At 40.4% G+C, this 12,273-nt stretch carries 13 protein-coding genes; 1 reads left to right on the forward strand and 12 read right to left on the reverse strand.

Annotated features, from left to right (window positions below):
- Positions 1-134: 134 nt before the first annotated feature.
- The 7 genes from ispE to DTK66_RS00690 all read right to left on the reverse strand — a co-directional run bounded on the left by ispE (position 135) and on the right by DTK66_RS00690 (position 6,709).
- Entirely contained in the window at positions 135-986 is an 852-nt protein-coding gene (gene ispE / locus DTK66_RS00660; RefSeq protein ID WP_153930757.1) for a 4-(cytidine 5'-diphospho)-2-C-methyl-D-erythritol kinase, read from the reverse strand.
- 175 nt (positions 987-1,161) lie between these two features.
- On the reverse strand, positions 1,162-1,407 hold the full coding sequence (locus tag DTK66_RS00665) for a Veg family protein (RefSeq protein WP_191667444.1): 246 nt from the start codon (positions 1,405-1,407) through the stop codon (positions 1,162-1,164).
- A 94-nt stretch (positions 1,408-1,501) separates the two neighbouring features.
- On the reverse strand, positions 1,502-2,395 hold the full coding sequence (gene rsmA / locus DTK66_RS00670; RefSeq protein ID WP_191667445.1) for a 16S rRNA (adenine(1518)-N(6)/adenine(1519)-N(6))-dimethyltransferase RsmA: 894 nt from the start codon (positions 2,393-2,395) through the stop codon (positions 1,502-1,504).
- Positions 2,388-2,954, reverse strand: a complete 567-nt coding sequence (gene rnmV, locus DTK66_RS00675) for a ribonuclease M5 (protein WP_191667446.1) — start codon at positions 2,952-2,954, stop codon at positions 2,388-2,390. Before rnmV ends, rsmA begins: the two co-directional genes overlap by 8 nt.
- Positions 2,951-3,757 (reverse strand): TatD family hydrolase, encoded by an 807-nt coding sequence (locus tag DTK66_RS00680; protein WP_438268334.1) that lies wholly within the window; start codon positions 3,755-3,757, stop codon positions 2,951-2,953. The genes rnmV and DTK66_RS00680 overlap by 4 nt, the downstream gene beginning before the upstream one ends.
- A 1-nt stretch (position 3,758) precedes the next feature.
- Positions 3,759-5,783 carry a methionine--tRNA ligase gene (gene metG / locus DTK66_RS00685; RefSeq protein ID WP_191667448.1) on the reverse strand — a complete coding sequence of 675 codons (2,025 nt, stop codon included), beginning with the start codon at positions 5,781-5,783 and terminating at the stop codon, positions 3,759-3,761.
- Between the two features lie 77 nt (positions 5,784-5,860).
- Positions 5,861-6,709 carry a DUF72 domain-containing protein gene (locus DTK66_RS00690; protein WP_191667471.1) on the reverse strand — a complete coding sequence of 283 codons (849 nt, stop codon included), beginning with the start codon at positions 6,707-6,709 and terminating at the stop codon, positions 5,861-5,863.
- A 265-nt stretch (positions 6,710-6,974) separates the two neighbouring features.
- Between DTK66_RS00690 and DTK66_RS11060 the strand changes: the two genes are divergently transcribed.
- A complete protein-coding gene (locus DTK66_RS11060; protein WP_255505036.1) occupies positions 6,975-7,100 on the forward strand; it encodes a hypothetical protein in 126 nt (41 codons plus the stop codon).
- A 68-nt stretch (positions 7,101-7,168) separates the two neighbouring features.
- Here the strand turns inward: DTK66_RS11060 and DTK66_RS00695 are convergent, their stop codons facing one another.
- The 5 genes from DTK66_RS00695 to trpS form a co-directional block, all read right to left on the reverse strand.
- Positions 7,169-7,867, reverse strand: a complete 699-nt coding sequence (locus tag DTK66_RS00695) for an NAD-dependent protein deacylase (RefSeq protein ID WP_191667449.1) — start codon at positions 7,865-7,867, stop codon at positions 7,169-7,171.
- A 5-nt stretch (positions 7,868-7,872) separates the two neighbouring features.
- Positions 7,873-8,832: an IpaB/EvcA family protein gene (locus DTK66_RS00700; protein WP_191667450.1), complete on the reverse strand. Its 960-nt coding sequence runs from the start codon at positions 8,830-8,832 to the stop codon at positions 7,873-7,875.
- Positions 8,825-10,087 carry a hydroxymethylglutaryl-CoA reductase, degradative gene (locus tag DTK66_RS00705; RefSeq protein ID WP_191667451.1) on the reverse strand — a complete coding sequence of 421 codons (1,263 nt, stop codon included), beginning with the start codon at positions 10,085-10,087 and terminating at the stop codon, positions 8,825-8,827. Before DTK66_RS00705 ends, DTK66_RS00700 begins: the two co-directional genes overlap by 8 nt.
- Positions 10,080-11,021: a Ppx/GppA family phosphatase gene (locus DTK66_RS00710; RefSeq protein ID WP_153930765.1), complete on the reverse strand. Its 942-nt coding sequence runs from the start codon at positions 11,019-11,021 to the stop codon at positions 10,080-10,082. The genes DTK66_RS00705 and DTK66_RS00710 overlap by 8 nt, the downstream gene beginning before the upstream one ends.
- Positions 11,022-11,162: 141 nt before the next feature.
- Positions 11,163-12,185, reverse strand: a complete 1,023-nt coding sequence (gene trpS / locus DTK66_RS00715) for a tryptophan--tRNA ligase (protein ID WP_153930766.1) — start codon at positions 12,183-12,185, stop codon at positions 11,163-11,165.
- Positions 12,186-12,273: the final 88 nt, after the last annotated feature.

Here is a 12,273-nt window from a genome sequence, read left to right on the forward strand (position 1 = left end):
CAATAAGAAAATGTTATAAGGCAGCAGCCGGCTGGTAATTCAAACGCTGATAAACCTTGCCATGAACTAACCTAGCCCGCTGCACGAAGGTAGGACTACGAACTCGACATGCTAGTTTTGTCCTGCTTTCCTTCTCATAGTAACGTTACGATATGAACATCGCGACAAAATCCGCGAATACTATTTTGGATTCTTTTTGCGCGTGACTCTGTGTGGCATATTGCAAACACTGTTGGGCCAGTTCCGCTCATTTGTGCAACATCAGCGCCTAAATTCTTCATCTTGTCTTTTAACCGGCCAATTTCCGGATACCGCTCCATTGTCAAAGGTTCCAAAACATTTCCCATATACTTTACTGCCTCTAACCAATTTTGATCTTTCAAATTTTGAATAAGCTCAGTATTGTTTAAATGCTTAATTTTTTCATAGTCAATTTGTCGCAATATTTGTGGAGTCGAAACACTAATTTGCTGCTTAGCAATTACTGCCCAGTAATGAGGTTGCGACGGGAGCAATTCGATTTTTTCTCCATGACCGGTTACATGTGCTAATTTGTTATATACACAGTAAGGTACGTCTGAATCAATCGTTAAGGCAATCTGAGCTAATTCAGCCAGACTTAACCCTAAGCGCCAAATGTTATTTAGTGCCCGTAAAACTGCGGCCGCATCTGATGAGCCACCGCCTAATCCTGCAGCAACAGGGATTTGCTTTTTTATTTTTATGGTTACGCCGTCTTTACGATGAAAACGACTTCGTAAAATATGAGCTGCTTGGTATGCTAAATTACGTTGATCGTTGGGCAGAAAGCCACTATTTGTATAAACTTTAATTGTTGCCGGCCGCCGGTGTGTCTCAACAGTTACATAATCTGCCAGATCTGCTGAAACCATTACCATATCCCACTGGGGAAAACCATCAAAATACCGCATGGGAGTATCTAAGCTTAAATTTAATTTTGCTGGTGCTTTTTCTGTAACTATCATCCGGCAACCCTCCTTAAATAATAATGTTAGTTAATTAAATTATACTAATGCTACTGTAATCCTTGCAACTACTGTTTTTATCTATAGTTATTCATTATACACAAACAGCCCTTAGTATTCGTGATATTGAACACTAAGAGCTGTTTTTATTCGTGCAAGATAAATTTTAATAAAATTATTCTGCTTCTTCATCAAATGCGATAGAGATATTTCTTGTTAATAAATCAGTATAACTATATGAAACCCGATCCAGCATTCCCTTGTCATCATTTAAATGAACAATAAATACTGCCGGATAAGTCTTACTTAAGATGCCGTGATGGGTGGTAATACGTTTACGTCCAGCTTGCGCTTTTACTAATACATGCTCGCCAATCCGGTCGTCTAGCTTTTTCTTAATTTCTACAATGCTATTAGGCACGACTCCTTCACCTCACTGTAGACTAGCATACACTTATTTTACACAAAAATCAATATTGTACCACATCGATTTAGCAAGGTCAACCATCTTTTAATTATAATAATGCTTGCTGATGAAGGGCATTGGCAAGATCAATAAATTGCTCTAGCGTCAATTTTTCCGGACGAATCTGAGGCGATATTCCTAAGTTATTTAGAATCATTGTCATTTTTCCTTTTGCAACCGGTTCTTTGCTGATGACACTTTGCAAGTTATTCCACAAACTCTTTCGCCGATGAGCAAAACATCCCCGAATGAAGCCAAATAACTTTTGTTTATTGAAGGGTTGCACAGGTAAAGTCGTTGACCGCGGTTGTAAAACAACAATTGCTGAGTCAACGTTTGGTGACGGAACAAAAACCTTTCTCGAAACATCAAACGCAATCTTCGCTTCCATTTGATACTCAATTGCTAGGGTTAATGCCCCGTATTGTTTTGTCCCTGGTTTAGCCGTTAACCGTTGGGCAACTTCTTTTTGCATCATTACACAGATTGTTGCCCAGTTCACCGGACTTGCCAATAAGTTCATTAAGATCGGACTTGTAATATAATACGGTAAATTAGCAACTACCTTTATCGGCCTGGCCGGATCTGCAAATTCCTGCTTGATTAGTTCAGGTAAGTTTGCTTGAAGGACATCTTGATTTAGCACTTTAACGTTATCGTAAGGAGCTAACACTTCTGTTAAAACCGGAATTAAATCTTGGTCAATTTCAAGGGCTAAGACTTCCCCTGCCTTTTGTGCTAACTGTTCTGTCAATGCACCAATTCCAGGCCCGATTTCAATTACATTATCGTTTTTTGAAATATCAGCTGCGTCAACAATCTTTTTTAATACATTTAAATCAGTGAGGAAGTTCTGCCCAAAACTTTTTTTCGTTCGAACCCCATATCTTTCCATTATTGCGCGAGTCCGTGTCCGGCTACCAATCTCTGGTGAATTACTCATGTTTTTCCTCCTGATTTATTTGCTGAACAGCTTTAATAAAGGCAGCGTAGTCAATCTGAAACATATTTAGCCGATGTACCAACTGCTTACCGTTACCATAGCCAATTCCTAAAATTTGACCTAATCGCTCACGACGCTTACGAGAATCAGCTTGACCGATAAGCCCTGCTTGCTGGAGGTCATGAGAATTAAAAGTTAGTTGCGGCTCGACAGCTTGTGTATAAAGGTGTTTTAATGAAGCTCTTATTACATCAGGAGTTGCATGCTCTACTCCTAGACTGCCGTGTGCTTCGGTAGGAACGCCTTCTTTACGTTTGATAAAAGCATGTTTTACTTCTGGAATTGCCTTACTAATAATTTTTCTAATCCGTTCACCATTAAAGTCTGGATCAGTGAAGACAATTAGACCACGACTTTTTTGGAGCTTGGCCAATTTTTCTAGGTCATCCTGAGAAATCGCTGACCCATTAGTTTCATAGGTATCAGCATCAACTGCCTTTAAAATTTGCTTAGTATCGTCTTTACCTTCAACGACAATAACTTCCTTTACTCTAATCATAAGCCTCTTTCTTTATTTCGCAAAAATAATCGTTGTGCATTATCAAAAGTCTTATAGGCTACTTTCCCCGCATCCACCTGCTTTAACGTTGCAATTGCATCGACAGTAAATTTCGTAAAACCTGGTTCATTTTGTTTACCACGATATGGCAACGGCGTAAGGTAAGGGGCATCAGTTTCAACCAGCATTTTTTCTAACGGAACAACCTGTGCGGCTTCATGAACTTCAAGCGCATTTTTAAAACTAACAACTCCACTGAACGAAATCATCATTCCCAAAGCCATAAACTTTTCCGCCCATTTTGCAGAGCCATTAAAGCTGTGCATAACACCGCCAAATTCATCAATATGAGCATCGCGTAAAATAGCGTAGGTATCAGTCAAGGCATCCCGACAATGAATTGAAACTGGTAAATGAAGCTTCCGTGCCCATGTTAGTTGTTCAATAAAAATATCTTGTTGGTGCTGATGGGGGGAATGCTCATCATTATAATAATCTAAGCCAATCTCACCAATACCTACTACCAACGGATCATGAAGCTGTTGCTGCAATTCCCGCTTAGTTGTTTCATTCCACCCAGCAATATCCTCGGGATGCCAACCAATGATTGGATGAAGGTTAGGATATTGATGTCCTAACTTAAGCGCTCGCTGGTTCAGCTTTTGGTTTGAACCGACAATATTCATCTCAGTGACTCCATAATGAGCTGCTCTGTTAACAAACGCAGGTACATCATTGTAAAATGCATCATCATTTAGATGCGTATGCGAATCATATACCTGCCCTTGATGCTTTTTTTCCACGTTATTCAACGCCCATTCCTGGTACAAGGTTATCTGGAACAGTTACTACTTGAACATTGCCGTCTTTCTCAGCAGATAAAAGCATTCCTTGACTTAGCTCGCCCCGCATCTTTCGTGGTTTTAAGTTAGCAACAATTAAAACTTTCTTGCCAACTAATACTGATGGGTCTGGATACCATTTGGCAATTCCAGAAAGAATTTGGCGACCTTCTTCGGTTCCATCATCCATTTGGAATTTGAGTAGCTTATCCGCCCCTTCGACATGATCAGCTGCCGTAATTTGAGCCACTTTTAACTCCACCTTATCAAAGACATCAATGCGGATTGGCTTTTTACCATCCATTACTGCTTCTTGTTCTGCTTGCGCTTTTTGCTTTGCTTCAGCCATTGCCTTTCGCCCTTTCTTTTTATCGTTAGCAGTCATTTTACTCTTAATAAATTCAACTTCTGCTTTCACATCTAACCGCGGGAAAATTGGCGTTCCCTTGCCAACAACCTGCGCCGTGGCTGGAAAATCATTGAAGGCTAAGTCTTTTAACGTCAAATCTGTTCCTTGAATCCCAAGTTGTGCAACAATTTCTTTTGGAGCATTTGGCATAATCGGTTGGATCAATGCGGCAATAACGCGTAAACTCTTTGCCAAGTGAGTCATTACATCTGATAATACTTCTTTTTTACTATCATCTTTTGCTAAGACCCATGGCTCAGTTTCGTCAATATACTTATTAGCACGGCCAACTAGCTTCCAAACAGCTGCTAACGCTTCCGCAAAGCGCGTCTTATCCATTAAATCCTTGTACTCCGCAATTACATTCGCAGCTGTTTGTTCAAGGTCATTGTCAAAGTCAGTCGTTGCCTCATTAGTTCCAACGAGTTTTCCATCTTGGTACTTATTAATCATTGCTACCGTCCGATTAAGGAGGTTACCAAGGTCATTAGCCAAATCATAGTTTACCTTATCCACAAAATCTTCTGGACTAAAGACACCATCATTTCCAAACGGCATGGCCCGTAATAAGTAGTAACGGGTAGCATCAAGGCCATAACGATCAACTAACGTTTCTGGATAAATTACATTGCCCTTGGACTTCGACATTTTACCATCACGCATTGTTAACCAACCATGCCCAATGACATGCTTTGGTAACGGTAAGCCTAATGCGTGTAGCATAATCGGCCAATAAATAGTATGGAAACGAACAATTTCCTTACCAACCATATGAATATCCGCAGGCCAGTACTTCTTAAACAGGCTATCATCATCACTACCATAACCAAGAGCTGTAATATAGTTTGACAAAGCATCGATCCATACATATACCACATGCTTCGGATCGTTCGGAACTTTAACTCCCCAGTTGAAAGATGTCCGGGTAACTGCTAAATCCTCTAAACCAGGTTTCAAGAAATTATTGACCATTTCATTCATTCGCGTTTGCGGTTCAATAAAATCAGGGTGTTCCTTGTAGTAAGCCATCAACCAATCCGCATATTTACTCATCTTAAAGAAGTATGATTCTTCTTCAACAAGTTGAACTTCATGACCTGATGGCGCTTTTCCACCGATTACCTTGCCATTATCGTCACGATAAACCTCAGCTAGCTGACTTTCAGTGAAATACTCTTCATCATCAACTGAATACCAACCAGTATACTTACCCTTGTAAATATCCCCTTGATCTAAAAATTGTTGAAAAATCTTTTGAACTGCTTTTTCATGATAATCATCAGTTGTCCGAATGAACTTATCATTAGTAATTTCCAGTTTTTTCCACAATTCCTTAATCTGAGATGCCATTTGGTCTACATATTCCTGCGGTTTCATCCCGAGCTTTTCAGCCTTCTGTTCGATTTTTAGCCCGTGTTCATCCGTCCCAGTCAAGTAAAAGACGTCATAACCCATCAAGCGCTTAAATCGTGCTTCGGCATCACATGCAATAGTGGTGTATGAGTTACCAATGTGCAGTTTACCAGATGGATAGTAAATTGGTGTTGTAATGTAATAAGTTGGTTTTTGTTCAGCCATATGAGGCCCCTCTTTCTAAGATATTACTAATTAAGATTTAACATTTAGTATAGCATTTTATTACCGCCGGCTCCATCCTAAAACAGGTCTAGTTGCTCGGGAGATTTAGGAGCTAAACCGGAGAAATTAATATTCATCATTTTCTGCAAGCTTAAGGCATTTGGCGCAGCATCTTTTGCGGAATTATTGTTGAAAACAACACATAATTCTTTGGGTTGAGGTTGGAGAGTCTCAATTTGTTGTTTAAAAAAATCTAGTTCTTCACTTGAATAGCGGTATAGGGTACGCGTCTTCCGCCATTCCTTCCCCTGATTATCCCATCCTTTTCGATTTCGTCCATGTAATCGTAACATTACTAAATCAGAGTTAGTCGTTGCCAGCACAAATGGCACCGATGTCGGCGTATCATGAGGCTCATCAGCAGCAACTAACGTAAAGTTAAGTTCGCGGCAAAAAGCTAATACCGAATCAAGAATCCCTGCTTTATACCAGGTCTGATTACGAAATTCAACTGCAATCGGTAGATTACCCAGCCACGCGCGAATCAACCGTAAATATGAAAAATCACGAACTGTTGCGTCAAAGTACGGCGGAAACTGAAAAAGAATTGTCTTTAGTTGACCAGTTGCTATTAAAGGAGCAATTGTCCGCCGATACTGTTGAAAAACCCGTTCTAATTCGCCACGTTCCTGATTTCGTTGATGCAATGTCATCTTTTGGTTTGCCTTAATAATAAATTGAAAAGCTGGTGGTACTTGGGACAACCAATTTTGAATCGTTGTCACTTGGGGTAAAGCATAAAAAAATGTATCAACTTCTACCATCGGAAAATGTTGAGCATATTCATTTAGCGTAACTGGTCGTTGTTCATTATGGATAAGCACCGGGTGTTCTGTCCAAGTTGTCATTCCCATTGTTATTTTCAAATCGATTCCTCTTTTCATTCCTAAGAAATACTCATCAAATTGCTTAGCAAACTCTTATTCACGCCAAAATAAATCTATATTCATTTTTTAACATCCAAAATGGCTTTAATATCCCTTTTATGCATTTTAATATCAAAAGACGCGCAAAATATGCAATTTTAAGTTTCCGCTAAATGAAAGCGTTTCTCATACTTGCTCTTTTCCCTAGGAATCACTACTTAAACATGTTATTTTACAGTTGAACCACATGAAAGGAGCGATCAAAATGCTACTAAAGAACAAAGACATTAACCACATTTTTTATCAAGAAAAGGATACTACCAAAAAGAAGAAAGCAGGTGTAGTAGCATTCCCATTCAAAGTTGATGGGAAGGTCGTCTTCTTTGAATAGTTTCCCTGCAACAAAAAGAAGCTGGATTATTGTCCTTTAGACCAAGTGACAATGGCAGCTTCTTTTTATTATACTTTTAAATCAGCAAAAAATGTTGTCGCATCAGCCTGTACCATTTGAAATTCAATAGGCAGTTGCAATAGCTGTTGGTTTACAGCAATTACTTTTGCATTCGGATTGCGATACTCAAGTAATCCCGCAAATGGATATACCTTCATTGACGTACCAACAATAACAATGAGGTCAGCTTGCTGCATTGCTTTAACCGAATTAATAATATTTTCTTGTTTAATTCCTTCATCATATAAAACAACGTCTGGACGGAGAGGTCCATTATCCTTTTGGTGCAGCCTGCTCCTTAAATATTCGCTAATCGGAACCGTTTCATGACACTTTTCACAATAGACGTGGAATAAATTGCCGTGAAAATCAATTAAGTGCTTAGTCCCATCTTCTTCATATAAATTATCAATATTCTGGGTAATTACAACTGCCCGATCCTGTTGCGTAAAGGCGGCTTGCTTTTGATGAATTATGTTTGGCTTAGCATCGGGAAAATACAAATTTTTCTTACAAAATTCGTAAAAGCCGTCTGGATCACTTACAAAGTAGCGGTGACTTAAATAATATTCAGCATTCCTATTTTTGGTGTATAAACCATTTGCTGACCGAAAATCTGGAATGCCAGAAGCCGTTGATACCCCTGCTCCGGTTAGAAAGACAATTTTATTTGCATCGTCAAATGTCTTTTGAATTGTTGCGTCCACCTAACTCACTTCCTTACGATATATGGAATGCTATGGCGCTCAAAGAATTCCTTTACTGATTGCGCATAAATCTTTTTAAACTCTTCCGGTGCATTACCTGCTGGTGCTGGAAGAGTAAAGGAGTTCTGACCATCACTTCGCCTAATCCCAACATAAGCACGCTTATCTGTACCTCGTTCCTTCATATCCGAATGATAGATTTCAAATACTTGCCGGACCGCTAATCGTAATTGCCGTTCACTAAGGACGGGGGAAAGAGTCGTATATTCATTATTATGTAAAGCCGGTAATCCCCACGCTTGCATTTGTTCATCAAACAAAGCATAAGTCTTAATAATAGTCCGTCGCATATCAAATGGTGACTTGATTGGCTTTTTAGTAATTTCTGCATAAATTTTCTTGGCAGCCGCTAGTGCTACTGGATATTTATCTTTTAGCTTCTTTTCATATTTAGGTAAATTATCACCATAGAATACTAATGCATCCAAAAGCGTCAAGAGACGTAACGTTCGTTCATCATCGTCTTCTTTTTCTGGAGTAAGGGTGTGCTCAATACCTTTTAGGTACTCCGCTTCAATCTCTTCATCAATAAAGCCATGCTTTCGCTGTTCAGCTACAACAACTCGATGCATTGCAACGTTGTATAAGTCAGTTGACATAATCATCATTTGTTCGTCTAATTCTTTATCACCAAGCGATAATTGGAAAAAGATTTGTGGAAAGCCCTTCAAAAGCATTAGTAAATGAAGCAACTCGTGAGAGGCGGTATAATTTGGTGCTGTTAAATCTGTCACAATGATAACTAATGCCCCTGGAATTGTCTGTTGTGTTGCTTGGTCGTGTCGAACGTATCCAGACTTGTCACCGTGAAACTGAACAAAGACGCTTCCCTCTGGATAAAGCGAATTTACTTGGTCAAGGAGTGCTTGATTCTCTTTATTTAGTTTTATTACTTCTTCACTCATTAATTTGGTCCTTTCTAATCATTGCTAATACTTTTCGTGCTAACGCTTGATCCACATGAGCATGCTGCTTTAAATGCGCAACTACTACTGGTACTTCGGCGGGAGTAGCCCCTACACTAGCGGCCAATGAGCGGTATTGCAATTTCATATGCCCAGCCTGAATTCCGGTTGTTGTTAACGCCCGTAACGCTGCTAAATTTTGGGCAAGACCAACACTAGCAGTCACTGCTGCTAACTCTTCAGCACTCTTGATTTGGCTAATTTGGTAGTTTACTTTAGTCAGGCTGTTTAACCCAATCGAGCCACCGATAACACCAACCGGTAATGGAATCGTAATCGTCCCCGATAAGCTATCACCATCAACTTGCCACTTACTTAATCCCCGATATTGACCATCTCTAGCAGCATAGGCATGGGCGCCGCTTTCAATTGCCCGCCAATCATTACCGCTTGCAATCATTACCGCATCGATTCCATTCATAATGCCTTTATTATGAGTAGCAGCACGATACGGATCAACCTGCGCCAAATCGCTTAACCGTGCAATCCGAGCGGCTACTGTCCGCCCATCCATTTGGGCAGTTGCTAATTGGTCAAAACTAACTCGGCAGCTAGCAGTTTGAAGACTTTTAGTGGCAAGATTGCTTAAAATTGCAGTAATAACATGGTAACCTTTTGCTGTTAACCATTGTGCAACCGCCTCAACCATTGTGTTAACACTGTTTGCCCCCATTGCTTGGCAAACATCAATTCCTAAATCTATACTGATAAAGTCACCAGGTGTGCGAACGACCATCGTTTTTGCTCCGCCACCACGTGCTTGCATTGATGGATGGGCTTGATTAGCGATTGTAAGGATTTCCTTTTGATGCTCTTGCAACCATAAAAGAACCGCTTTTTTATCGGAAACTTCATCTAACACTACTTGTCCAACTAATTGGCGTTCCTGACGAGGAGCACTAAAGCCTCCTGAACAACTGACCCGTTGAGCACCATTACTAGCAGCAGCGACTACTGAGGGCTCTTCGATTACCATGGGCACCGTATAATGATGATTGTTAACAGTTAAATTTAGTGCAAGTCCCTCTGGTAACGAATAATCAGTAATATAGTTTTCGATTAATTCATCCCCTAAGTCAGAACTAGTATTTGCTAACACTTCCTTGGCTGCCGGCGATAATTGTCGCGCCGCTGCCAAGCGTTGCCGCCGCTCTTCCGCGGTTAATTTATAAAAGCCATGTTGCCAATTATTCATGGTGTCGCTTCCTTTGGTTCACATATTCAGTAATAATTCCTTCACGCACGCCGCTTTCTGAAAAAATAACTCGTCCATCGCTATTTCGCTGGAGCAATGTTATTAGCGGAAGCATCCCGCCAATAATAATATCTGCCCGCTCCGGTTCAAGCCCCGCCATCCGTTTCCGTTGGGCAAGGTTACGATTCAACAATTCGCGATAAGTAGCAAAAACTACTCGCGAAGATAACTGGTATCCATGAATTGAATTATTCCGTCGCCGATGATGATGGTACGATTGGGTCATTCGAGCTAGTGTACGGTTGGCACCGCCTAATAATACAATCGGAACTCTTGTTGCATATCTCAGCCACGGAATTTTCGTCAGTCGCTCATTCATCGCCACTTGTGCTCGAAAAAGATCTGCTGAACGTACATATCCGTTCAAACGAAACTGTTCAGAAAGATTAACTGCTCCTACTGGAATTGAGATTAAATTACGGGCTTTACGTTGTTGAACTAGTACTAATTCACAACTGGCGCCTCCAACATCTAAAATCAAACAGTGGTTAAGCCGCAATGTGCGAATAACTCCTAAGTAGTCATAATATGCCTCTTTTTTTCCGGACAGAACTTGTAGGTGAATACCGACTTCACGTTGAACACGGTTTAAGAACTCCTGCCGATTACGCGCTTGACGTACTGCTGCCGTTGTTATCGCCCGTACTTTAATGTTAGGGATCTCTTGATAGATTTTCTTAAATCGTTTTAAGGCTACAATCGTTCGTTCAATTGCATCTTCTTGTAACATTTTTTCTCGTCCCATTCCTTCAGATAAGCGAGTATTCTCCTTTACTCGCCGAATTTCACGGAAACGTCCATCTGGAGCAATTTCGGTAATTGCCATCCGAGCCGAGTTTGAGCCGAGGTCTACAATTGCGAGGTTTTCCACCATTTTCACCTCCGCTTTAATTAAATATTTTTCGTATAAGTACATCTCTTTTATGTTACCATGTTCTGCTATGCGAAACACGAAAAAAACGAGACCGTGGAAAAAAACTTAAACCGCTAATCTCGCTTCTTTAATTAATAAATTTTATCCAAAATAGTTGATACCGATTGCGTCGCGAACCTCTTTAAGCGTCTGATTAGCCACTTCATTTGCACGAGCGGATCCTTCCTGTAATACTTGGTCAACATAATCAATATTGGCGGCGTATTCTTCGCGACGTTTACGAATTGGTGCCAATTCGGCTTCAAGAACTTCATTTAAGTAACGCTTAATCTTAACATCACCTAAACCACCGGCTTGATACTGTTCTTTTAACTTTGCCACTTGCTCTTTATCTGGATCAAAGATATCAAGGTAGGTAAAGACAGTGTTACCTTCAACGTGTCCTGGATCACTGACCTTAATGTGAGTTGGATCGGTGTACATTGACATTACTTTCTTTTGAACCGTATCAGCATCATCGGAAAGGTAGATAGCATTGCCAAGCGACTTACTCATTTTGGCGTTGCCGTCTAGACCTGGAATCCGTCCTTGACCCTTTGGTGGGAATACTCCTTCTGGCTCTACTAAAATGTCCTGTTGGTAAATCCGGTTAAATGTCCGCACAATCTCGCGCGTCTGTTCAAGCATTGGTTCTTGATCATCACCAACAGGAACTGTATCAGCCTTAAAAGCCGTAATATCAGCTGCTTGGCTAACAGGATAAATCAAAAAACCAGCAGGAACGCTTTCACCAAACTTCTTTTGCTTAATCTCTGTCTTAACGGTTGGATTCCGACGCAAGCGTGAAACAGTTACTAAGTTAAGGTAGTGCATTGTTAATTCGCTCAGCGCCGGAATTTGTGATTGCACTAAGATTGTTGATTTCTTTGGATCAATTCCAACCGCAAGATAATCAAGGGCAACTTCATGTAAACTTCGCCGAATCTTTTCAGGATCACGAGCATTATCAGTTAATGCCTGCTGATCCGCAATCATGATAAACGTGTTATACTTACCCGTATTTTGTAACTCAACCCGGTTCTTTAACGAACCAACATAATGTCCAATATGGAGCTTACCCGTTGGCCGATCACCTGTCAAAATAACATGTTTTTCTTCTGTCATTATTAATTCCTCCTAAAATAATAAAGCGCCCCATTAGTCAAAATAACTAACTAGGACGCTTCTCGCGCGGTACCACCTAAATTGCAAT

Source organism: Limosilactobacillus walteri (assembly GCF_014830205.1).
In the GTDB taxonomy this organism is placed as follows: domain Bacteria; phylum Bacillota; class Bacilli; order Lactobacillales; family Lactobacillaceae; genus Limosilactobacillus; species Limosilactobacillus walteri.

What these genes read in the sequence shown, in the direction of transcription:
- rnmV (WP_191667446.1), bottom strand. Translation starts at nt 2,954, where the DNA reads ATGATTAGAGTAAAGGAAGTTATTGTCGTTGAAGGTAAAGACGATACT.
- rsmA (WP_191667445.1), bottom strand. Translation starts at nt 2,395, where the DNA reads ATGAGTAATTCACCAGAGATTGGTAGCCGGACACGGACTCGCGCAATA.
- metG (WP_191667448.1), bottom strand. Translation starts at nt 5,783, where the DNA reads ATGGCTGAACAAAAACCAACTTATTACATTACAACACCAATTTACTAT.
- trpS (WP_153930766.1), bottom strand. Translation starts at nt 12,185, where the DNA reads ATGACAGAAGAAAAACATGTTATTTTGACAGGTGATCGGCCAACGGGT.
- ispE (WP_153930757.1), bottom strand. Translation starts at nt 986, where the DNA reads ATGATAGTTACAGAAAAAGCACCAGCAAAATTAAATTTAAGCTTAGAT.
- DTK66_RS00710 (WP_153930765.1), bottom strand. Translation starts at nt 11,021, where the DNA reads ATGGTGGAAAACCTCGCAATTGTAGACCTCGGCTCAAACTCGGCTCGG.
- DTK66_RS00705 (WP_191667451.1), bottom strand. Translation starts at nt 10,087, where the DNA reads ATGAATAATTGGCAACATGGCTTTTATAAATTAACCGCGGAAGAGCGG.
- DTK66_RS11060 (WP_255505036.1), top strand. Translation starts at nt 6,975, where the DNA reads ATGCTACTAAAGAACAAAGACATTAACCACATTTTTTATCAAGAAAAG.
- DTK66_RS00700 (WP_191667450.1), bottom strand. Translation starts at nt 8,832, where the DNA reads ATGAGTGAAGAAGTAATAAAACTAAATAAAGAGAATCAAGCACTCCTT.